Source organism: Methanobrevibacter sp., assembly GCF_017409525.1.
In the GTDB taxonomy this organism is placed as follows: domain Archaea; phylum Methanobacteriota; class Methanobacteria; order Methanobacteriales; family Methanobacteriaceae; genus Methanocatella.
Genome location: NZ_JAFQSO010000003.1, coordinates 78,778 through 99,203, shown reverse-complemented (window position 1 = coordinate 99,203; position 20,426 = coordinate 78,778). Strand labels below are relative to the sequence as shown.

The window sequence follows — 20,426 nt, the reverse complement described above, 5'->3', positions numbered from 1 at the left end:
TATTTGCCGTTCATTCTATATAAAAATGGAAGTCATTACTTTTTGAAGGAATTTTTGACCTTCCTTAGAGGTGAGGTCATCTTCCAAGAATTGGAATCTGTTAACTTCTCCATCTGCTTTTCCTGCTTTTCGATTAGCTTTTTCTGCTTTTTGATTTCCTCTTTTTGGGTTTCTATTATGTCATCCCTTCTTTTGATTTGCCTGTCCTTCTTGTCCATTATCTTCTTGTCCTGGATTCTCAAATCCTTATATAATTGAAGGACATCCCTGAAGTATTGCCTTGTCTCGATTGCATTTCTTGAAAGTATCAGAGAGCTTTCATCAACCTGCTGATTGTATGTGACGTTCGAGTAGCATGAGTCGTTGACGCATCCTGTGAAATCCTCGCATTTCCTGATTAAATCCTTTCTGATTTTAAGGTATTCATTTGAGTTCTCGGGAGGATTGTCTACATCAAACATGCTATAGTGCTTTTGATATTCTTCGAAACTGGACTCCAGAAGGAGATTGGAAATCCCGTCAAACCTTTCCTTCATGTTCCTTTCATTGAAAAGCATTACCGGAGTCTTGAATGCAAGGCAGGGCAGTGCGCAATGAAGCCTGTCTGTGATTACGCATGAGGCGTTCTCATATATCCTCAGCAGGTTTTCTGCCATGAAGAATTTCTCCTGCGATGTGTATTGGGAGGTCAGGTTATACAGCCACTTCGGCATTTCGCCCGGAAACGCCTTTTTAAAGGATGGCATCATGTTCTGATATATCCTGTAGATTTTTTTGTCTGTTTTTTGCCTTAAAAATGAAATTATTTCATCAGCTTCTTCCATATTAACAACAATGTAGTCATTGCCATCATCTAAAGGAGGCTTTTGGGAACCTGAATCGAGCGTCAATGTCAGGCATCCTGTGAAATAGGCATCAATGTCATTGTCGTTTAGAAATTCGACAGTGTGCATGTCCCTGCATCCTACCTTTCCGTGTTGGGCAAAATACTGCTTGCTCTCATCGGAGAGGATTGCATCTATCCTTTCCTGTTTTGTGGATGTGTTGAAGTGCATTGAGATAAGAAGCGGATCGATTTTATCTGACGGAGGCCATGCAGTCGGGCAATCGACATACCAGCCGTTCATGATTGTCTTCACATTATCATCGCAATCGAAACTGTCAAGCTTCTCATGCTCGATATAGCAGTCGACCTGAGGAAGGAAGCGCCTGGCGGCAATGCTTTGAATCTCATTGCCCAAGTTTGTAGTATAATCATAACTTATTAAACCGTATTTCATGCTATCACTAAAATGAGTTAATTAACTATATTGAATTCATTGCATTTAAAGATTTAAAAAAAAGAAAAAAAAAGAAGTGAAATGATTAAAATGTTTGAGTTCCACTGTTTGCAGAAAGATAAACGGTCTGTGTATCCAGAAGATTGCCGCTTGTATCATACAGATTGATTACTGCAGTATCCGGATAATATGCAAATGCGTTTGCACTTCTCACATGGATATAACCGCTGGAATCGACAGTTTTAGGAACCATATTTCCATTGTTGAGTGTGTCGCCGTCATTATAGTACCATATCTGTATCTTGACATCCTGGCCTGAATACTGTGAACCTACGTAAATCGAAGCGTAGGTCCGATCCGACAGCGAAGAGCCAGTTTGAAAACTTCCACCTAAAATCTGCATGGACGATGCCGAAGGCTGTGACGGAGAGGCCGTGGACGGGGATGAATCATCAGGAGTTACATCATCGGTGTCTGCATCCACAACATTAACATCAGAATCATCACCGGAATCGCCATTTAACCACAGGTACACGAATGCACCGGCCAATACAATGGCAATGACAGCCAATGCAATGATAATGATTTTAGTGGTATTGTTATTCGAACTGTCGGCCTCATTCATAGAATTGATCATGGTCTCATGATTGATGACCTTTTTTGCCAGAGGCGCTCCGCATTTCTTACAGAATTTAGCGGAATCCGAATTATCAACTTGACATTTAGGACATTTCATTATCAACACCAAAATTGTATTTCGTTAATAATATTATATCCACAATGTTTAATATATTTAATTGAAAAAAAAATAGAAAAAAATGAGGAAATTAATCGTAGAACTTACCCAAGAAGTCCTTCATCCTTTGGTTATCGGAAGAGAACACTTCCTCAGGAGTTCCTTCCTCAACAATTACTCCATCATCCATGAAAATGACTGAATCAGCCACATTACGTGCAAAAGCCATTTCGTGGGTGACGATAACCATGGTCATGTTGTTTTCAGCCAGCTCCCTGATTACTTCCAGAATCTCGCCTGTCAATTCAGGGTCAAGTGCGGAAGTCGGCTCGTCGAAAAACAGAATGTCGGGATTCATCGCCAGCGCTCTTGCGATTGAAACCCTTTGCTGCTGACCTCCTGAAAGTTCACAAGGGTAAGCGTCCTCCTTGTCTTCAAGGCCCATCTGCTTTAAGAGACTTCGAGCATGGTCAAAAACCTCTTCTTTCTTTCTCTTTTGAACACGGATAGGAGCATTTGTAATGTTTTTCATTACGGAGTGATGCGGGAACAGGTTGAAATTCTGGAACACCAGACCAAAGGTTCCCTCAAAATCTATTATTCCGCCGTCCTGATGGTCCAGGCCTGTTATGCATCTCAGCAATGTGGACTTGCCTGATCCGGAAGGGCCAATGATGGCCAGCACTTCCCCTCTTTCAACATCAAGAGAAATATCCTTCAGGACTACATTGTCACCAAAACTCTTTTTAAGATTTTTAATTTCAAGCAAACTCATAAATACTCCTCCCTATTCATAATAATCCAATCTTTTCTCGAGACGTGCCATTACAAATGCAACAAGTATGTTGAATACATAGTAGAATACACCAGCCACCAGCAAAGCGGCAATTGATGAATCAGCAGCTGCAATCTGTTTGGCCACTGTAAACATTTCCGGAATTGCAATTACAAATGAAAGAGAAGTATCCTTTACAAGAGTAATCACTTCATTAGTTACAGAAGGAAGAATTATCTTGGTTACCTGAGGCATGATGATTATGAAAAATGTTTCGATTCTACTATAACCCAATACCTGAGCAGCCTCATATTGTCCGCTGTTTATTGATTCAATTCCGCCCCTATAAATTTCAGCAAAGTATGCCGCATAATTTATAGTGAATGCGATGATTACCGCAATGAACCTGTAGTCCGGAGAAAGACTCCATCCCAGCACATAATACGGTGCGAAGAATACAACAATCAGCTGCAGCATCAATGGAGTACCTCTCATTATTGAAATATACAATTTTGAAATCCACCTGAGCGGTGCAAACTTACTCATCCTTCCCCCGGCTACAAGTAAACCGAGAGGAAGGGCGAATAAAAGAGTAAGCAGGAATATCTCAACGGAGGTAACCATACCGCCAAGCAACTGTTCAATAACATTACTCAATATCATATAGCTAATTCTCCCCTCTCAATCTAATCATGTTTATGGATGGATTAATGCGTCTTCAGAGATACCGTACCTTTGAGCGATTTCAGCTACAGTACCGTCTTCAAACATTTCATTTAAAGTTTTTTGAACTTGGTCTCTTAAGTCTTGATTGCCTAATTTGAATCCAATACCATATTTTTCAGTGGTGATTGACTGATTCAATATTTTGAAGTCATCGGAGTTGTTCTTGTTTTTAATGTCGTATTCTGCAACACCAATATCCATAGCTACAGCATCACATGCGCCTGATTCCAAGTCCATGAATGCAGTGTTATAGTCAGCAACTTGGTTTAGAGCTGCGAATGTGTCTGCAATGGTCTTGTTGTCTCCTTCAAGAGCTGCTAATGCAGATGAGTCTTTTTGTGTTTCTACTGTTTTGTTTGCTAAATCAGAAATGGAATTGATTCCAGAATCGGATTTTACAACAAATATCTGTTTGTTGTCGAAGTAAGGGTCGGACCAGAGGTAGTCGTTTTCCCTTCCGTCAATTGTGAATCCGTTCCAGATGCAGTCAATTGAACCGGAATCCAATTCAGCATCCTTTGCATCCCAATCGATTGGTTGTGCCTTGAATGTCCAATTGTTTCTTTCACAAACTTCTTTTGCTAAGTCTAAGTCGAAACCAGTGTAGTTTCCACTATCGTCTTTGTATCCGTATGGAGGGAATTCTGCATCAAAACCGACAACGAGTGTTTCATTGTCATTTGCGGTTTGATTGGAATCGCTGCTTCCTCCAAACATGTCAAATAAACCTGCGCTTGCGGTACCTACCATCATTAAAGATACGAGGACCAAAGCTAAAATTAAACCTATCTTTTTATTCATTTTAAAACACCAAATAGTTATAACTATATTAAATCTAGTAGAACATTTTCTACAATAATAGTATATAATTTTTAACTTATTTATTTGTTTATATTATAGGTTGAAAATGAGTGGGAAATCTGAATAAATAATAAAAATTAAATGAAAATTATTAAAAAAATATAAAAAATGGATTAGCATCCGATTTGATACAGTTCAAATCCTCTGTTGCGGATTTTCCTGTCATAGATGTTTCTTCCATCAAAAATAACGTTCTGATTCATCTTTTCTGAAAGCAAGTCATAGTCAGGGTTTCTGAATTCCTTCCATTCGGTAATCAGTATCAGCGCATCAGCATCGTCTAGAGCTTCGTACCTGTTTGCCTTAAACTCGATTGAAGGCAGGCATTCATCATCGATTGCCCTGGTGAATTCCTCGGTTGCCTGTGAATCGTAAGCCTTGATTTTGGCTCCTCTCTTGATGAGCTCGGATATCACGACAAGTGATGTCGCTTCCCTCACGTCATCGGTGCCCGGCTTGAATGCAAGTCCCCAGACTGCAAATGTCAGACCTGTCAAGTCCTCGCCGAACCTGTCCACGACCTTGTTTACCAGAACCATTTTCTGGTTCTTGTTGACAAGCTCCACATTTGAGAGAATCTTAGGCTCGTAGCCGTTTTCCTGTGCGGTGTTGATCAATGCCTGAACGTCCTTTGGAAAGCAGCTTCCCCCATATCCGCATCCTGCATAAATGAAGTCGTATCCAATCCTTCTGTCGGACCCGATACCCAGACGCACGCTTTGAACGTCGGCTCCTGTGACCTCGCAGATGTTTGCAATCTCGTTCATGAAGGATATCTTTGTTGCAAGCATTGAATTTGCAACGTACTTTGTCATCTCGGAACTCTTGATGTCCATGAGAACGAACCTGTCGTGATTCAGGACGAATGTGGCATACAAATCCTTCAGGGTTTCGAAGACTTCCTCGTCTTCAGCGCCGATTACCACCCTGTCAGGGTGAAGGCAGTCCTCAATTGCATGGCCTTCCTTTAGAAATTCAGGATTTGAAGCTATCTTGATGGTCACGTCACTATCCCTTTCATCAAGTATGGCGTTGATATGGTCCCTTACCTTGAATCCTGTTCCGACAGGGACGGTTGACTTTATCACGACAAGGGAATCCCTGGTGATGTTGTTAGCTATGTCAGAAGCCGCCGAGAATATATAATCCAGGTTTGCGCTTCCGTCTTCCGCCATCGGGGTTCCGACGGCAATGAAAATGATGTCGGTGTTGTCAAGCGCTTCCTTGATGTCAGTTGTGAAAATCAGATCCCCCTTTTCCTGGCTGGTCCTTACCACCGTGCCCAGATGGGGTTCGAAAATAGGTAAAATATTATTCTTAAGTCCTTGTATCTTTTCCTCTACAATGTCTACGCAATATACCTTGTTTCCCATTTTAGAAAAACAGGCGCCTGTTACAAGGCCTACATATCCAGTTCCAATAACAGTAATGTTCATATTCTTTTTCTCCGAATTCTTAAAATATGATTAACATATATCAAAACTAGTATAAAAAGCTATTTTTTGAATGTCCTCAAAACCTTCCTGACCCCTTTCTTGAAAATATTGGGATTGTTTGCCTTGGACATTTTCAAATCGAATTCGGAAACATTGTTTGATGATATGCAGTTTTCGAAAATCGCCCTGTTTTTCCAGTTGAGAGCTGAGATGAACTCTCCGTATCTCTCATGGCCAAGCATTTTCGAGAAGTCCTCCTTCATTTTTCCAAAGAAGAATTCCTTGTATTGCTCCTGGATGTTTTCATATCTCATGTGAATCCAGAAGACCTTCTTGTTGTAGAGGATGTCCTTGAAGCGCTCGAACTGATTGTATTTCATGAAAATGGACACGTTAATATTTATGATGGTTATGATGTTTGCAAAGCGCTTGTCTCCGGCCTTTGTCGATGATGTCGAGTGCCTTCTTCTTGTGTATAGGAACTCATCGAGAAAATAGAGTCTTTTGGAGTTGAAAAGCACTTCCCAAAAAAACGGGTTGTCGTGAAATATCATGCCTTCAGCAAACTGGGCCCCTGAATCCTTTACGAACTGGAGGTTATAAAACTTGCTCCACGGGGTGACAGTGATGTTGAAAATCAGGTCTCCCAAATCCTCAAAACTGAAAACGTTTCCTTTTGAGAACTCGGCAAGCTTTTCCATCGAATAGTCAGGAGTCTCATAATACCTGCCTGTGTCATCCTCATAGTTGATTGCCTTAAAAATAGTGAAATCTAGGCTTTTCTCTTCGCATAAGCCATATAGCCTCTCAAGGGCATCGAGTTCCAGCATGTCATCGGCATCCATGCAGTAGAGATACTTTCCAGTTGCATGAGTTATGGCCACGTTTCTTGCGGCCCCTCCGCCCCTGTTTTCCTGATGAAACACCTTGACACGGCTGTCCTTTTCAGCGTAACCGTTCAATATATCCAGTGACGAATCCACAGACCCGTCATCGACGCAGATTAGCTCCAAATCCTTTAAGGATTGGTTTAGGATGCAGTCGATTGACTGGCAAAGATAGTCCTCACCATTGTAGACCGGCATTATAACGGAGACCTTACACATTCATTAAACCTCTAAAAAAAACGATAATTATTTGAATTTCCTCAAGACCTTTTTGACTTTGGACTTTAAGGATTTTTTATTTTTGGAATTGCCCTTTCGGTTATATCTCTTTTCAAAGTCCTTGAAATCCCTTGACTTGACGACATCATTGAACCTTTTTATGTTGTGGTCATAGGCAAGCTCCATGAACTCGTCATATACGCTGGCGTCAAGCAGCTTGGAGAAGTCCTCCTTCATGGCATCGTAGAAATCCGGCTTGTACTGGTCCTGAACCTCGCCGTACCTTCTGTAAATCAGGCTGATTTTCCTGTTGTAGAGATGCTGCTTGTACCTGTCGAACTGGTTGTTGTCTATGAACCTTTGAATGATCATGTTGTTTATCGTGATTGTGCTGATGTATCTCTTGTCTCCTGCACCAGTTGATGATGCGATGTGCCTTCTTCTTATGTATAGGAATTTCCTTAGGAAATACATCCTCTTGGCCTTGAATATCAAGTCCCAATAGAATATGTTGTCATGGAAAATCAGGCCTTCGGCAAACTTGGCGTCAGCGTCCTTGACGAACTTTGTTCTGTAGAACTTGCACCATGGGGTCACTGATATCTTGAATATGTAATCGTCCAAATCATCAAAGCCGAACACCTCATTGCCAACGAAATCGGCCAGCTCCTCCATGTCATAGTAAACATTGTGGTAATACTTGTCGAGCTTGTCGTCGTAGTTTATTGCCTGGAATATCACCATGTCCAAATCCTTTTCGGCTGACAAATCGTATAGGATTTCCAACGCATCAAGCTCAATCATGTCGTCGGCATCCATGCAGTAGATGTACTCACCGACAGCATGCTCTATGGCCACATTCCTTGCGGCCCCACCTCCACGGTTTTCCTGATGAAAGACCTTGACACGACTGTCCTTTTCAGCATAATCGTTCAGCATCTCCAGTGACGAATCCACAGACCCGTCATCAACGCAGATGAGCTCCAAATCATCCAGTGTCTGATTGAGAATGCAGTCTATTGACTCAGCTAGAAAGTCTTCAGCATTGTATACCGGCATTATTACAGAAACCTTAACCATGTCCACACCTTATTTAAAAATCTTTTTGAACGCTTTTTTGAATATGCCCGGATTGTCCTGTTTTTTGGGCATGGTCTCGCCCATTAGCTCATCGAATTCCTCATGATTAGTGGCCTTAAGCGTATTTAAAAAAATGTCCTTGCTTTTCTTAGATATTTCAGGAACGAAATTATCGCAAAACTCCTTGTCTTCAGCTATCTTCTCATAGTCTTCCTTCATCGCCTGGAAGTATTCCTCCTTGAGGTCCTCCTGAATCCTGTCATACCAATGGAGCACCTTGTCAAACTTTCTCATTCCCAGGCCCTTCCTGTAATTGTCGAACTGGCCGTATCTGAAGAATATGTCCCATATCATGTTGGATATCGGAATCGCATCAAGATAGCGCCTGTCTCCGGCTCCGGTCGATGACTTTGAGTGATTGTTCCTTGTATACAGGTATTTCCTGTAGAAGTAAATCCTCTCACCGTTCAAAAGTATTTCCCACCAGAATATGTTGTCATGGAAAATGAGCCCTTCTGCAAACTGAGCACCTGTTCTTTTGACGAAATCGAGATTGTAGAACTTGCACCATGGGGTTGAGGACGTATCGAAAATCAGATCGCCCAAATCGCGATAGCTGAATATGCTTTCGCCGACCTTATCGGCAATGTTGTCCATCCTGAATATCCTGAAGTTGTTGTATGTGTCTGTGTCGACGTCATAGTTGTTTGCCTGGAAAATTATGAAATCCAAATCCTTTTGGGTGGCTATCTCATAGCACTCCTCGAGGGCATATGGCTCAATCGAGTCATCGGCATCCATGCAGTAGAGATACTCTCCAGTCGTATGGGTCAATGCGACGTTTCTTGCAGCTCCTCCGCCCCTGTTTTCCTGGTGATAAACTTTTATTCGACTGTCATTTGAGGCGAACTCATTCAAAATCTCCAATGAGCTGTCCGCAGACCCGTCATCCACGCAAATCAATTCCCAGTCATCCAATGTCTGATTTAGAATGCCTCCAATAGCATCCTCCAGATAGTCTTCGGCATTGTAGACCGGCATTATAACTGACACCTTAACCATAAACCTAACGCACCTTAAAAAACTGTATTAAATTCAATCACTAATGAAACCCGTCATCAATGTTTATTGAAGATGAGATTTTTGATGCATGATTGAACAATGTTCCATTATAATTGCAATGGATGGTGTAATTTCCATTTTCAAAAGTCATCAATTCGACTGTGGCTATTCCGTCCTCATTTGTCACAGCCTGATACTTATGAGCCCATCCGGAATCATCAAGAATCTTGACGTCAATTGTCTCATTAGGATATGTGTTCCTGTAATCGTCTGTGAGCTTTATCTCCACCAGATCCCCGTTTTGCAATGTGGAATTGCTTATTATCTCAAGCTTTGTGTCATGGCCGTTTGCGGAAATGAATGAAAATGAGACAACGGCAAGAATGACCACTGCAATCGCTGCTACAATCACTGCTCTTTTCTTATCCATGATGAACACCCTTAGCTGTTATGCACAAGAAGCACGTCGATATCGGCAGTTTTGAGAACCTCTTCGGTCACGCTGCCTAGGATGAACCTGTGCAGTCCGCTTTTACCTGAAGCGGATATCACTATCAGCTCAACGCCTTCCTCAGCTGCAACCTCATTGATGGTTTCAGCGGCAAATCCTGTCCTCACTATCTTTTTGACGTTAAGTGATGAGTCGAATTTATCTGCCATATGCTCAACGGCGTCTTTAGCTTCCTTCAATAATCTTTCATTCATTTTCCTGACTTTCCTTCCGCTTTGAAAAGCACTGGAAGTCAGTTTTCCTGCAACTGACAAGACGATTATTTCGCCTCCATCAGCTATCAGTCGGGAGACTCTTTCAACTTCCTGCTCCGCATAGTCGGATCCGTCGGTGGGCAATAAGATTTTTTTATACATAACTACACCTTTAATATCAAGTTATATTTTTGGATTTAATAGTTAATAATGTTTTCAGATTTCAGCTAAAAAAAGTGATGAAAATTAAAAAAAAAAATAAAATTAAAGGAGGTCTTCGATGGCCTGCCTCACGTCATCCAAATCTTCAGTGGGCTCAAACCTCCTAACCACATTGCCGTTGCGGTCAACTAGAAACTTGGTGAAGTTCCATTTGATGTCATCATTGTCCTTGTAGTGCCTGTCAACAGCTTTCAGGACAAGCTTCAGTTTGGTTGAGCCTTTTCCTGTGATGCCCCTGAAAGGTTGCTGGGATTTCAGATACTCATATAGTGGAGAGGCATTCTCGCCGTTTACATCAATCTTTTCAAAGATTGTATACGGAACTAGCCATTTTGAACGGCATACTTCTGTTATCTCCTCTGTTGTGCCGGGAGCCTGGCTGCCGAACTGGTTGCATGGGAAATCCAAGATTTCAAAGCCCTGATTGTTGAATTCCGTATAAATTTCGTTTAATTGTGTGTATTGTGGTGTGAATCCACATTTGGTCGCTGAGTTAACGATTAAAAGCACCTTGTCCTTGTATTGGCCAAGAGAAACTGGGTTTCCTTCGCCGTCATTTACTTCAAAATCATATATTGACATTTTATTGCCTCCATGAGTTAATAATATAATAATATTGTTAAAGTATTTAAATTTTAGTAAAAATTCATTCAATAATATTATATAATTGCTAAAAATAATATAATATCATGACAAGACAGGCAAGAATCGTTAAAACAAGCATAATCGGAATCGTCGTAAATCTTATTCTGGTCGCCTTCAAGGCCACAATAGGAATACTAGTGAATTCAATAGCAATCACATTGGATGCAGTGAACAACCTGACCGATGCATTATCATCAATAATAACAATAATCGGGACAAAACTGGCCGGAAAGGCACCTGACAAGGAACACCCATATGGTTATGGTAGGATAGAATACTTCGCCTCAATCATAATTGCGGCAATCGTTCTTTGGGCGGGAATAACTGCGCTCATGGAATCCTGGCCGAAGATATTGAATCCCGACGTCACAAGCTACACTACCGTGTCACTCGTGATCATTGCCGTTGCGGTCGTCGTCAAGTTCATGCTCGGAAGATACGTGAAAGGGGTTGGCGAGGAGATCAACTCCCCTGCCCTTGTAGCATCCGGAAGCGACGCCTATTTCGATGCGATACTGTCGTTTTCCACACTGGTGGCAGCAATAATCTCAATATTCTGGCACATATCCCTTGAGGGAATACTCGGTGTGATAATATCAATCGTAATCATCAAGGCAAGCCTTGAGATGATAAAGGAGACTGTCGACAGCATGCTCGGAGAGAGGGTTGACAGGGCCCTTGCAAAAAAGCTCAAGAAATCAATAATGGAAGTTCCAGGAGTCTATGGGGTTTATGACCTCTTTATCCACAACTACGGGCCTGAAAACATTCAGGGATCTGTCCACATCAAGGTCGACGACAGCCTGACCGCAGTCGAGATACAGAAGCTGACAAGAATCATATCGACAAAGATATATGAGGAATATTCCCTCATCATGACCGCCATCGGAATATATGCAAAGCATGACCAGCACAAGGACATCCAGGATGACCTTGCTGAAATCACATCAAAATATCCTGGAATCCTTGAAACACATGGATTCATAGTCTATGAGGAGGAAAACCTCATCACGTTCGACATGATCGTTGATTTCAAAGAGAACCGTGAAGAAATAAAAAGCAAGGTGCTTGATGAAATCAAGGAAAGGCATCCCCAATACAATTTCATGATAATAGATGACTATGACACAAGTGATATCAATATATAATAGAATTGACAAACATTAACTACGGTGATATAATGGATAACAAAAATATCATATTGATTGCTATTGTCATATTGGTTGTTGCCCTTGCAGGCGTTGCGGCATACATCATGACTTCCAACAGCAATGCCAACACCAACACAACAGCAAACGACACAGTCCAAAGCAATGATACAAACGTGACCGTTGTCGGCGACAATTCAACCCTAGACAATAACACTAACGATACAAATCAAACATATAAGGTATACAACCCTCAATCAGACTCATATGTAGAGGTAATCGGCGAAGCATACGATTCAGACGTGAACAGATGGTATACATATGACGCTGACGGAGTAAGATACTACAACACAAGAATTAATCATTAAATTAATTCTTTTTTCTTTTTTTAATTTTAAATAATAGTTTTAACATAATATAGAACAGATTATGGAGATATAGATATGAAAATCAGTGTTTTAATGTTGACATACAATGCACCCAAATACGTCCTGAAATCTATTCGAGGGGTTCACAAAACAAAAAAAACACACAAATCTCGAGCTCGTTGTTCTAGACAATGATTCAAAAACACCAACAAAACTGCTTTTAAGAATACTTAAAAAACTCAATTTCATCGATACATTAATCCTGAACCCTCAAAATGACCTTTTCGCTCGTGGAAACAACCTTGCAAGCTACAAGGCAAGTAAGGATTCGACACATTACCTGCTTTTGAATTCAGACATCAAGGTCAATGACCCTAACTGCTTCAACAGGCTGCTTGAGATACATCCCGAAAATGGAGGGATTTCATCATTCGGAGCTGTGCTTTCTGACCCCATCAGGGCAGACGGCTTCTGCATGCTGATTGACAGGGACCTGTATGACAAGTACAAATTGGATGAGGACTTCGAATGGTGGTGGGGAGTTACAAAAATCCAAAGCCAGGTCCTGAGGGAAGGCCTCAAGATACGTGCGGTAAAAAATCATGAGAAATACATTCACCATTACGGCGGAAAGTCAGGGGACGCATTCAAGAATGCAAAAGGAATGAAAACAAAAAGGAAAGATGTTGTCGCATGGTTTGACGACAAAAAAGAAAGCGTTGAGATAATTGAAAATGCGGATGATGCCTAATTTTTTAAAAAAACCTCATTGATGAGGTTATCCCTGTAGGTGGTTTCGTCCTTCAGGCTTTCGATTGCATGGATGACGTTAAGCTTCAAGTCCTCTAATTTTATTCTTGTTTCAATGTCATTGAAATCCACTTCAAAGAAAAACAGGTATTTAACATCCATTTCGTAGGTGTATATAACCCAACTGGGGCCGTTGATGTCAAGTAGCCTGATTGACCACTGTGACATGATATCTATTATCCGTGAGGACACCTCCTCAACGTCAAAGTCAGAAGATATGAATATTTCCTTCATTGATAGAAGTCCTCTGGTTCAGTTTTTGGCAGAATAAGTTCAATCTCTTCACGGTTGAAAATGCCGAACATGGTTATCTCGCTTTTTCTGATTGACATCATCTGGGCAATGTTTTCATCCTCAATTGAAACCATTGCCACATTGATCCATTCCTCATCTTCTGCCAAATACCTGCATGGCTCGAAAAGCTGGTATTTTGTTATTATCGTTAGCAATACGTCTTCAATTTCGATAGTCTCGTTTGTAAATTGCTGGTTCAGCTCTATAATTCTTTGTTTGATGTTCATTTTTTCATCTCTTTAGCGTAATCTTTCAAGGTGTCAACGTTTCCCATGGAACTTGAAAATCCATCGACCAGAATCATTTTTATGGCTTGAATCATTCCTGTATCGTTCAAAAGCCTGCAGTTTTCCAGATAAAGATTTTTGTAGTCGGGCTCATCCAGGACATCATTTCTGAACTGCTCCTTTATGTCCTCAAGCAGGTCGTCATCGATGAACGATTCAAGGATGTCCTTGATTAGGGTCGCAAAGCTATTTCCTATAGTCTTGATCATCTCTATTTCTTCTTCAGGAGCGTCGATTGTCTTTTCTATGCTCAGATACGATGAGTAGTCCTGATATCCGAAAAGCGTGAATCGTCCCTCAACAGTATGGGCGCAATACTCATCAATCAACCTGTTTACTGGCGAGGATGATAGGATGAATATTGCAATAGCCTCGATTTCAGCCGTCTTGGTGCAGTCAAGGATTTCGCATATGATATGTGTTAAAATCTCCTTTATCAGAAAATGAGACAGCTCATGGAGTATCGTGGTTATTTGAAGTCCCTGAAGCTGCCTGTCATCAACATAAATCCTGTCGAATTCAAAGTATCCAAGCTCATAGCCGTATGATTTGTATTCAATCCTTGCAAATGATTTGGCAAAAAGTGTGATCTTGTCGAGGACGCTCAGCGAACCTAAAAATATCTCATTTTCTTTGATGGTGTTGTCAAGCCTTGTAAATGCAATCCTCTTGATATTTTTCAGTATTCCCGTCAGCTGCGGGTATGTGAAATCGAATTCAACTATCTTATCCAGATTGTCATCTGTGAGGATTTCCTCAAAGCTATCCGGATTATTGGATTTTGCAACTTCAAAGACAGGGTCCATTTCAATTTCCCTTACATTGACCTCTTTTAAATCCTTAAGAGACACTAGGCAATCAAAGCAGAAATTCTCCCTATCAGGATACCTGCGTCCGCATTCCGGACAGTACTTGCTTAAGGGAATCTTATCATACAACACCTCAGGTTCGACAGAATAATCTGAATAATCCAGGGAATCGCATTTCAAAGACACTGCACTTGCCTCTAGAACTTCCCTGATTAAAAGCAGTTTCTGCCTGTCTTCATATGCATATTTGGATAGGTCTTCAAAGCTCATTTTAATACATCAAAACCAATATTATGAATAAGATCTCAATCACGAAAAAGATCAATCCTACGCTCATCACGACAATTCCATATGTTTCGTTTTTAGGATTGAACTGCCTTTTGGAGTATACGTAAGCTCCGATAATCATTCCCACAATCGGACCTATGACTGCAATGATGATTGATAGGATAATTCCGACTATAATCCATACTGTATAATCTTTTTGAGCCATTTGAGCCATGTATGGATTTTGGCCAGCGAAAGTCTGCTGAGCCTGTGCCGCATTCGGGTTTTGGGCCGCAAATGTCTGCTGTGTCTTAGCCACATTCGGGTTTATTGGAATAGGCTCTATCAGGTGGCTTACGTCACATCCGCAGTTCTTGCAGAATTTGTTGTTGCCTATGACGGCCGCACCGCAGTCCGGGCAAAATCTTGTCATGTTGTTACACCTCTTTGAATAGTTTTTCGATTAATTGCTCTTCAGTCTTGTAGAAATCAAGCTTAAGGACTTTCATCAATATGTCCGGAGCCCCGACGAGCTGTGTCATCGAACTCCATGGAAGATATACGTTTTTGGCCTTTTGCTGGTAGCACACCCTCAGCGTTTCGGGCAAGTTTGTGCAATTTTCAATTGACAGTATAACTGTCGAGTCTTCCAGACTTTGATTTCGTTTGACAGATTCATTAGCTATCATTTCCTGCAGCTTAAAGTTATCAGTTTGGCCGGAACCTGCAATATTATCAATCACGGTTTCATTATTTTTGATAGATAATCTGAAGATGTCCGTGCCGTCAAGGAAATACACCTCACCCGCCTGCGGAGAAGTCACCAGATAGGCCGCATCGGGAAGCTCTTCGGTTTGCCCAGCTCCCATAGGCGGGACATATTCCCAGTCATCGCCGTCATCCTTCTCGCCGGCAATCACTTTCAAAAGGCGAATGATTTCCCTGTTTTGATTTTCAATGTTTCTGTTGATTTCAATTAGCTCGGATAATTCTGACATGATATATGGTATATTGCTCTTGATTATTAAAAATTTAGATTTTGAAAATGTAGTAAATTGAGTTGGAAAGCCTCTCGTCATTTGCATATCTCTCAAAGCCTAATGAATATTTTAGAAGCTCTGATCTTGGAATGAGGACATTGTCGGTGCCTGGATTCAGGACTATCCCGTCCATGTCCTCGCTTAAGACAAAATTGACAAGGGTTGCGAGATTGATGAGCTGGGCATACTTATGCTTAGGAGCGTTTACGGAAGTCATCTTCTCCCTTGATGAGAATATTGTCGCATAGGTTCCTCCGACATTGTCCATGTACATGCCTGCAACCGGGCCTGTCCTCTGCATGTCTATGATTTCATCATCAAAAGCAATGTCTGAAAGCATGAGCGCCAGGATATCTGAATTTGAGAGCCTTTCAAAAAGGCTTTCGTAATCCCCGATGTTATGCCCTTTTTCTATGAATTCCTCAAGACTTGCGTTGTCGATTGAGTCGAACATTGCCTTGAGCTCCTCTTTCGAGTATGGGTTTGAGGAGTAGAAGGAGGTCTTCGGAACGTTTTCTATTGAGAGGATGAACTCCTTTTTGAAGAGGTACTTTTCCGAAGCTGGATTGAGGATGTATCCCTCAATTTCAGAGGTCTTCAGGACGTTTCGGTACAGTTCAAACGAGTTGCTCAAGGCCTCGATGTCCTCGCCCTTGAAGAACTTGCGGAACTCGTCAAGGTCAGTGAAAAGGGGAGTGATCTTTATGCCGTCATCCTCATATATTATGAAATTCAGGGTGCCGTCCTCCCTTTTGGCGGGGATGTAGAGATTGGAATACCTGAACTCATTTATAAGCTTCAAAAGCAGGCTTTCAGTGATTTCATTGTTGTTGAGGTAGATGTCCTCGATGACAACCCTCAGGTGCTTGTGCATAATCATTGGAGTTATTTTTGTTTTGGACGCTTATATACTATTTTATTAAAAACACAATTGTGCTTTTGTGATTTTTTGCAGTTCAACTACTTTTATGCATATTTAATTCCTAGTAATAATATGAAAATAGAATTCATGAATTAAATTCTCATCCCATTGTTTTAAAACAGCTAAATAAAAAGATAGGAGGGATATGATGAAAAAACATATAAATAACCCTTATGACTACGCTTTTGGGATATTATATACAGAATTTCCAAAAGAATTGCATGAACTATTGAACATTCCTGGAAAATTCAAAAGAAAGTCGAATGTTAAAGTACGGCTGAAAAATGGAAAAGTATTAGAAATGGATTCGTCTTATGTTGTAGATTCAGATTTTGATGAATTATATGAACCTGCCGTAGTGAATTTAGAACATCAATCTACACCTGTTGATGAAGAAAAAATCAAAATTATTGGAAATTACAATATTCAACAAATAGCGGACGAAAGGCTACCTCCATTTAATGTGATAGCCACACACATTGATAAGGAGAAATCATTGCAGAAATATAAAAGAACACCTACTAACACCACTGAATTATATTTCATTGACCTAGGAGAAAAAAACATTCAACAAAGATTAAATACTGTAAGCAACATAGTTAGAACTAATGAAAAGCATTTAACAATTAAAGATGCTTTAAATTTAGGAATAATAGTATTATTTGCTCCAAGAGATAATGCGCGCAATATAACCCGTAAAGTATTGGATTTGTACATGCAAATTAAACATATGCCTAAAAAATTAGAATTTACATTATATAGTGTGATTAGCGCAATGATAAATGCATATTTTGATGATGAAAAAGAATATGATGAGTTGATAAATATGATAAATTATGAAACAGAAGATGAAATAATAGATAAATTTGAAACAGAAATACGTACACAAAATAAAATGAAAGAAGTTGAACAATTTGCTAATGATGCAATAGAAGAAAACAAACAACTAAAAGCTAAAATTAAAGAATTAGAAAAAAAATTAGAATCAAAATAAGAAAAAGGATTTGCCATATGACAAATCATAACTTGAATGCGTATTCAAGGCAATCTTTCAGGCTGCCGTCACCGACAATCAGCTCTATGCCGCTTGCCTGTGATATGATTTCTGACCTTGGAATTAGAAACTCATCGCCGTTCGGATTTATGATGACGCCGTCCATGTCGCTTCTAAGCACGAACTCAAATAGAGCATTGACGTCTGTAATCTGGGCATAGTAGTTCAGGCCGTCATCGTCTGAGATGGCATCTGAGATGGCATCTTTTGAAGTGAAGAGAATCGCATATCTTGATGTGTCATCCTCCATGGCGCATAAGCTGAATCCGTCAACATCACTGGCTTTGATGATTCCATCCTCATCATCGAAAGCCTCATCGCTTACGACAAGATTCATGACATTGGCATTTGAAAGCTCGACCATTATGCCCTCGAAGTCATCCTCATTCGCCTCATCAGCAATGAACTTTTCTAAATCATCATTTGAGATGCTGTCATAGATTTCCTTTATCTCCTCGCCGCTCAAAGCTTCGGCTTCCTCATATGCAATGCTGTAGTCGGCTTCGGCAATTTCAAGCATCTCCTTTGTGATTTCAAATGATTCTGTTTCCACATTGATGATTATTCCATCTATTGCCTCGTCGTTTGCAATTCCTGCATAGATTTCGAACTCGTTTTCAATCGGCTCGTACTCGCTGTCCTTAGCGTAATGCTTGTAGAACTCGTCTGCGTCTGTAAACAGCGGCAAGAAAGTCAGGTCGTCCTCCTGTGAGATTAAAGTTTCATAAACCAGCTCATCACCGTTGTCAATTCCAGGTATCAGCAAGTTTGACATTTTAAGCTCGAAAATGAAATTTGACAATACGTCAGATTCCACATTGTCCTTGAGTTCTTCGATTTCTTTGATTGCTTCTTTTAGATATTTGTTGGTTACATTTTCCGCCACTGTATCACTCGCAAAATTTTCTTTATTTTAATATTTAAATTCATTTTAATTAAACTTAATCAAAAAATCACTTTCGCTATCACGAATTCACCCTGGAATATGAAGAGGACTTCAGCTTTTGATGTGTCCCTTATGCTGGCCTTTATCTCGGATGCACTCTTGACATCGTTGATTAGGGTATAGTCGCTGTTTGCAACATATCCGACTATCCTATCATCCTTCATGACGGCTATTGCATCAGGGTCATGCTCGTTTTCACTATCTTTTGAAAGCTTCAGGACCGCTCCCCTTACGAATGGCTCAAGTCCTTCGTAAAATCCTGTGCCTGTGATGTTGATTAGAGTGTCATCCTTATGGATTTCAAACTGGTTGAGCTCACCTTCAAGTGCGTCAAGCTCTTCAAATCTGCCTTCAGCCTTTAAAAAGCATCTTCTTGCATTGATGTGGTCTTCCATTGACTGATGGATTTCTCCTTTTAAAAACCAGATTTCTGAAGCGTCAATCCCCTCTGGAATTGTCTCCAGTGCATCATCGGCCAGTTTTAATGCCTTTTGGTAATCGTTTTCTGGAAAATAGCAGATTCTCGCCCAGCTGTAGAGCGCATCGGCCTTCCTGATTAACAGATCATCATCGCTTTCGATGGCCAATGCCTTGTCTAAATATACAATAGATTTTTTAAAATCCTTTATATCTGCCAGCATTTCAGCCTTGAGAGTGTAGACCTCAACCGAATCTGCATCATCAAGCAATTTCAAAGCACTTTCAATATCGCCTTTTTTCTTAAGCCTTAAGGCTTCGCTAAAGTTGTCATTCGGCTTGATTTCTAAAGTTGACTGGTAAGTGTCCTTCATGCTATCATAGGATGTAGTTTAAGATGAATATAATTACTGATAATATGAACAGGATGATTACAATCATGCTGTTCTTTCCCCTGTTCTTGTATATCAACAATGCCAAAACGACAATCAGGGTTATGTTTATTAGTCTTAGGATTAATGAAATCATTCTTCACCCACCATGAAATCCTCATATGTTAAGGTATTTAATTCTTCATCTGTAATGTCCTCTTTAGGAGCTAGCCTGTTTGCCTGTGCAGTTAATACCTCCTCAAAGAAGTTTCTAACAGACCTTCCGTTTGCAAAGTTCTTGGATCTGGTCTCATACATCTTTTTAAGGTACTCCTTCAGATACTGCTCTGCAGGCTCGTCAAGCTTGAGGCTTGCCTCATCGGCCATCAGCATGAATATCTCATACAATTGCTCGTCGTCATAGTCATCGAAGTATATGAACTTGTTGAACCTTGACTCGAGGCCCGGATTGGAGTTTAGGAAATTGTCCATCAATGCAGGATATCCTGCTACGATGACAATTAAATCGTCACGGTTGTCCTCCATCGCCTTTAAGATGGTGTTTATCGCTTCCTGGCCGTAATCGTTTTCGCTGCTTGATGCCAGCGAATATGCCTCATCGATGAAAAGTATTCCTCCCAATGCCTTCTGAATGACATCCTGGGTCTTTATTGCGGTCTGGCCGACATATCCTCCCACAAGGGATGACCTGTCGCATTCCACCAGATGGCCCTTTGAGAGGAGTCCTATCTCATGGTATATCTTGGAGAGAAGCCTTGCAACGGTTGTCTTTCCGGTTCCGGGATTTCCAGAGAAAACTAAATGAAGGCTCATCGCAGGCTGGGAGATTCCCCTTTCCTCTCTGATTTTCCTAATTTGGACAAGGTTTATCAGTGAGTTGACGTCCTTTTTGACCTTCTCAAGGCCGACCAGCCGGTTGAGCTCGTCGAGATACTCATCGATTGAGTGTGATTCCTCTTGCTTTTCTTCTGCAGCAGTGGTTTTTATCTCATCAAGTATCTCGTTGGCGCTCTTTGTCATGAGGACCCTTGAGTCAAT

General features: G+C 40.8%; 26 protein-coding genes. 4 read left to right on the top strand and 22 right to left on the bottom strand.

The features are described from left to right. Positions 1–35 precede the first annotated feature (35 nt). The 12 genes from IJE64_RS01505 to IJE64_RS01450 form a co-directional block, all read right to left on the bottom strand. Entirely contained in the window at positions 36–1,280 is a 1,245-nt protein-coding gene (locus tag IJE64_RS01505; RefSeq protein WP_292781010.1) for a polysaccharide pyruvyl transferase family protein, read from the bottom strand. An 85-nt stretch (positions 1,281–1,365) separates the two neighbouring features. Then, positions 1,366–2,016 carry a zinc ribbon domain-containing protein gene (locus IJE64_RS01500; protein ID WP_292781006.1) on the bottom strand — a complete coding sequence of 217 codons (651 nt, stop codon included), beginning with the start codon at positions 2,014–2,016 and terminating at the stop codon, positions 1,366–1,368. Positions 2,017–2,107: 91 nt separating this feature from the next. Beyond that, the gene (locus IJE64_RS01495) at positions 2,108–2,791 is read right to left on the bottom strand and encodes an amino acid ABC transporter ATP-binding protein (RefSeq protein ID WP_292781004.1); all 684 of its coding nucleotides are present in this window, start codon (positions 2,789–2,791) and stop codon (positions 2,108–2,110) included. Positions 2,792–2,803: 12 nt separating this feature from the next. After that, positions 2,804–3,454 carry an amino acid ABC transporter permease gene (locus tag IJE64_RS01490; protein WP_292781002.1) on the bottom strand — a complete coding sequence of 217 codons (651 nt, stop codon included), beginning with the start codon at positions 3,452–3,454 and terminating at the stop codon, positions 2,804–2,806. Positions 3,455–3,487: 33 nt separating this feature from the next. Then, positions 3,488–4,318 (bottom strand): amino acid ABC transporter substrate-binding protein, encoded by an 831-nt coding sequence (locus IJE64_RS01485; RefSeq protein ID WP_292780999.1) that lies wholly within the window; start codon positions 4,316–4,318, stop codon positions 3,488–3,490. A 173-nt stretch (positions 4,319–4,491) separates the two neighbouring features. Then, on the bottom strand, positions 4,492–5,814 hold the full coding sequence (locus IJE64_RS01480; protein WP_292780997.1) for a UDP-glucose/GDP-mannose dehydrogenase family protein: 1,323 nt from the start codon (positions 5,812–5,814) through the stop codon (positions 4,492–4,494). Positions 5,815–5,873: 59 nt separating this feature from the next. Further along, complete coding sequence (locus tag IJE64_RS01475; RefSeq protein ID WP_292780994.1) at positions 5,874–6,920, bottom strand: glycosyltransferase; 1,047 nt, start codon at positions 6,918–6,920, stop codon at positions 5,874–5,876. A gap of 27 nt (positions 6,921–6,947) precedes the next feature. After that, positions 6,948–7,979 carry a glycosyltransferase family 2 protein gene (locus IJE64_RS01470; protein ID WP_292781076.1) on the bottom strand — a complete coding sequence of 344 codons (1,032 nt, stop codon included), beginning with the start codon at positions 7,977–7,979 and terminating at the stop codon, positions 6,948–6,950. 30 nt (positions 7,980–8,009) lie between these two features. Beyond that, positions 8,010–9,062 carry a glycosyltransferase family 2 protein gene (locus IJE64_RS01465; RefSeq protein WP_292780991.1) on the bottom strand — a complete coding sequence of 351 codons (1,053 nt, stop codon included), beginning with the start codon at positions 9,060–9,062 and terminating at the stop codon, positions 8,010–8,012. Between the two features lie 40 nt (positions 9,063–9,102). Then, positions 9,103–9,492, bottom strand: a complete 390-nt coding sequence (locus IJE64_RS01460; protein WP_292780989.1) for a hypothetical protein — start codon at positions 9,490–9,492, stop codon at positions 9,103–9,105. 11 nt (positions 9,493–9,503) lie between these two features. After that, positions 9,504–9,929 (bottom strand): universal stress protein, encoded by a 426-nt coding sequence (locus IJE64_RS01455; protein WP_292780986.1) that lies wholly within the window; start codon positions 9,927–9,929, stop codon positions 9,504–9,506. Between the two features lie 102 nt (positions 9,930–10,031). Continuing rightward, a complete protein-coding gene (locus IJE64_RS01450; RefSeq protein ID WP_292780983.1) occupies positions 10,032–10,571 on the bottom strand; it encodes a glutathione peroxidase in 540 nt (179 codons plus the stop codon). A 107-nt stretch (positions 10,572–10,678) separates the two neighbouring features. On the opposite strand from IJE64_RS01450, the gene IJE64_RS01445 reads away from it, so the two are divergent. The 3 genes from IJE64_RS01445 (at position 10,679) to IJE64_RS01435 (ending at position 12,901) form a co-directional block, all read left to right on the top strand. Next, on the top strand, positions 10,679–11,782 hold the full coding sequence (locus IJE64_RS01445) for a cation diffusion facilitator family transporter (RefSeq protein ID WP_292780981.1): 1,104 nt from the start codon (positions 10,679–10,681) through the stop codon (positions 11,780–11,782). Between the two features lie 32 nt (positions 11,783–11,814). Beyond that, positions 11,815–12,150, top strand: a complete 336-nt coding sequence (locus IJE64_RS01440; protein WP_292780979.1) for a hypothetical protein — start codon at positions 11,815–11,817, stop codon at positions 12,148–12,150. Between the two features lie 346 nt (positions 12,151–12,496). Beyond that, the gene (locus IJE64_RS01435) at positions 12,497–12,901 is read left to right on the top strand and encodes a hypothetical protein (RefSeq protein ID WP_292780974.1); all 405 of its coding nucleotides are present in this window, start codon (positions 12,497–12,499) and stop codon (positions 12,899–12,901) included. On the opposite strand, the gene IJE64_RS01430 is transcribed toward IJE64_RS01435, so the two are convergent. From IJE64_RS01430 to IJE64_RS01405, 6 genes are all read right to left on the bottom strand, one after another. Beyond that, positions 12,898–13,128: a hypothetical protein gene (locus IJE64_RS01430; RefSeq protein ID WP_292780971.1), complete on the bottom strand. Its 231-nt coding sequence runs from the start codon at positions 13,126–13,128 to the stop codon at positions 12,898–12,900. The two genes, IJE64_RS01435 and IJE64_RS01430, sit on opposite strands and share 4 nt — an antisense overlap. 62 nt (positions 13,129–13,190) lie before the next feature. Next, positions 13,191–13,481 carry a hypothetical protein gene (locus IJE64_RS01425; protein WP_292780969.1) on the bottom strand — a complete coding sequence of 97 codons (291 nt, stop codon included), beginning with the start codon at positions 13,479–13,481 and terminating at the stop codon, positions 13,191–13,193. Further along, positions 13,478–14,620 (bottom strand): hypothetical protein, encoded by a 1,143-nt coding sequence (locus IJE64_RS01420; protein ID WP_292780967.1) that lies wholly within the window; start codon positions 14,618–14,620, stop codon positions 13,478–13,480. Before IJE64_RS01420 ends, IJE64_RS01425 begins: the two co-directional genes overlap by 4 nt. A gap of 1 nt (position 14,621) precedes the next feature. Beyond that, on the bottom strand, positions 14,622–15,050 hold the full coding sequence (locus tag IJE64_RS01415; RefSeq protein ID WP_292780964.1) for a zinc ribbon domain-containing protein: 429 nt from the start codon (positions 15,048–15,050) through the stop codon (positions 14,622–14,624). Between the two features lie 4 nt (positions 15,051–15,054). Further along, on the bottom strand, positions 15,055–15,615 hold the full coding sequence (locus tag IJE64_RS01410) for a hypothetical protein (protein WP_292780962.1): 561 nt from the start codon (positions 15,613–15,615) through the stop codon (positions 15,055–15,057). A 34-nt stretch (positions 15,616–15,649) separates the two neighbouring features. Then, positions 15,650–16,537: an SseB family protein gene (locus tag IJE64_RS01405; RefSeq protein WP_292780959.1), complete on the bottom strand. Its 888-nt coding sequence runs from the start codon at positions 16,535–16,537 to the stop codon at positions 15,650–15,652. A gap of 187 nt (positions 16,538–16,724) precedes the next feature. Between IJE64_RS01405 and IJE64_RS01400 the strand changes: the two genes are divergently transcribed. Next, complete coding sequence (locus IJE64_RS01400) at positions 16,725–17,573, top strand: hypothetical protein (RefSeq protein WP_292780955.1); 849 nt, start codon at positions 16,725–16,727, stop codon at positions 17,571–17,573. Between the two features lie 25 nt (positions 17,574–17,598). Here IJE64_RS01400 and IJE64_RS01395 read toward each other — a convergent pair whose 3' ends face one another. The 4 genes from IJE64_RS01395 to IJE64_RS01380 are packed head-to-tail and all read right to left on the bottom strand — an operon-like array spanning position 17,599 to position 20,408. After that, positions 17,599–18,519: an SseB family protein gene (locus tag IJE64_RS01395; RefSeq protein ID WP_292780953.1), complete on the bottom strand. Its 921-nt coding sequence runs from the start codon at positions 18,517–18,519 to the stop codon at positions 17,599–17,601. A gap of 59 nt (positions 18,520–18,578) precedes the next feature. Then, positions 18,579–19,370, bottom strand: coding sequence for an HIRAN domain-containing protein (locus IJE64_RS01390; RefSeq protein WP_292780951.1), 792 nt, complete (start codon positions 19,368–19,370; stop codon positions 18,579–18,581). Between the two features lie 4 nt (positions 19,371–19,374). Next, a complete protein-coding gene (locus IJE64_RS01385; protein WP_292780948.1) occupies positions 19,375–19,524 on the bottom strand; it encodes a hypothetical protein in 150 nt (49 codons plus the stop codon). Further along, positions 19,521–20,408 carry an AAA family ATPase gene (locus IJE64_RS01380; RefSeq protein ID WP_292780946.1) on the bottom strand — a complete coding sequence of 296 codons (888 nt, stop codon included), beginning with the start codon at positions 20,406–20,408 and terminating at the stop codon, positions 19,521–19,523. The genes IJE64_RS01385 and IJE64_RS01380 overlap by 4 nt, the downstream gene beginning before the upstream one ends. Positions 20,409–20,426 lie beyond the last annotated feature (18 nt).

Excerpts from the sequence above, each read along its gene's own strand:
- IJE64_RS01500 (WP_292781006.1), bottom strand. The coding sequence starts at position 2,016 with ATGAAATGTCCTAAATGTCAAGTTGATAATTCGGATTCCGCTAAATTC.
- IJE64_RS01490 (WP_292781002.1), bottom strand. The coding sequence starts at position 3,454 with ATGATATTGAGTAATGTTATTGAACAGTTGCTTGGCGGTATGGTTACC.
- IJE64_RS01470 (WP_292781076.1), bottom strand. The coding sequence starts at position 7,979 with ATGCCGGTATACAATGCTGAAGACTTTCTAGCTGAGTCAATAGACTGC.
- IJE64_RS01485 (WP_292780999.1), bottom strand. The coding sequence starts at position 4,318 with ATGAATAAAAAGATAGGTTTAATTTTAGCTTTGGTCCTCGTATCTTTA.
- IJE64_RS01390 (WP_292780951.1), bottom strand. The coding sequence starts at position 19,370 with ATGAAGGACACTTACCAGTCAACTTTAGAAATCAAGCCGAATGACAAC.
- IJE64_RS01415 (WP_292780964.1), bottom strand. The coding sequence starts at position 15,050 with ATGACAAGATTTTGCCCGGACTGCGGTGCGGCCGTCATAGGCAACAAC.
- IJE64_RS01380 (WP_292780946.1), bottom strand. The coding sequence starts at position 20,408 with ATGACAAAGAGCGCCAACGAGATACTTGATGAGATAAAAACCACTGCT.
- IJE64_RS01450 (WP_292780983.1), bottom strand. The coding sequence starts at position 10,571 with ATGTCAATATATGATTTTGAAGTAAATGACGGCGAAGGAAACCCAGTT.
- IJE64_RS01410 (WP_292780962.1), bottom strand. The coding sequence starts at position 15,615 with ATGTCAGAATTATCCGAGCTAATTGAAATCAACAGAAACATTGAAAAT.
- IJE64_RS01480 (WP_292780997.1), bottom strand. The coding sequence starts at position 5,814 with ATGAACATTACTGTTATTGGAACTGGATATGTAGGCCTTGTAACAGGC.
- IJE64_RS01400 (WP_292780955.1), top strand. The coding sequence starts at position 16,725 with ATGATGAAAAAACATATAAATAACCCTTATGACTACGCTTTTGGGATA.
- IJE64_RS01460 (WP_292780989.1), bottom strand. The coding sequence starts at position 9,492 with ATGGATAAGAAAAGAGCAGTGATTGTAGCAGCGATTGCAGTGGTCATT.
- IJE64_RS01430 (WP_292780971.1), bottom strand. The coding sequence starts at position 13,128 with ATGTCACAGTGGTCAATCAGGCTACTTGACATCAACGGCCCCAGTTGG.
- IJE64_RS01505 (WP_292781010.1), bottom strand. The coding sequence starts at position 1,280 with ATGAAATACGGTTTAATAAGTTATGATTATACTACAAACTTGGGCAAT.
- IJE64_RS01440 (WP_292780979.1), top strand. The coding sequence starts at position 11,815 with ATGGATAACAAAAATATCATATTGATTGCTATTGTCATATTGGTTGTT.
- IJE64_RS01445 (WP_292780981.1), top strand. The coding sequence starts at position 10,679 with ATGACAAGACAGGCAAGAATCGTTAAAACAAGCATAATCGGAATCGTC.
- IJE64_RS01465 (WP_292780991.1), bottom strand. The coding sequence starts at position 9,062 with ATGGTTAAGGTGTCAGTTATAATGCCGGTCTACAATGCCGAAGACTAT.
- IJE64_RS01425 (WP_292780969.1), bottom strand. The coding sequence starts at position 13,481 with ATGAACATCAAACAAAGAATTATAGAGCTGAACCAGCAATTTACAAAC.
- IJE64_RS01385 (WP_292780948.1), bottom strand. The coding sequence starts at position 19,524 with ATGATTTCATTAATCCTAAGACTAATAAACATAACCCTGATTGTCGTT.
- IJE64_RS01455 (WP_292780986.1), bottom strand. The coding sequence starts at position 9,929 with ATGTATAAAAAAATCTTATTGCCCACCGACGGATCCGACTATGCGGAG.
- IJE64_RS01405 (WP_292780959.1), bottom strand. The coding sequence starts at position 16,537 with ATGATTATGCACAAGCACCTGAGGGTTGTCATCGAGGACATCTACCTC.
- IJE64_RS01420 (WP_292780967.1), bottom strand. The coding sequence starts at position 14,620 with ATGAGCTTTGAAGACCTATCCAAATATGCATATGAAGACAGGCAGAAA.
- IJE64_RS01495 (WP_292781004.1), bottom strand. The coding sequence starts at position 2,791 with ATGAGTTTGCTTGAAATTAAAAATCTTAAAAAGAGTTTTGGTGACAAT.
- IJE64_RS01475 (WP_292780994.1), bottom strand. The coding sequence starts at position 6,920 with ATGTGTAAGGTCTCCGTTATAATGCCGGTCTACAATGGTGAGGACTAT.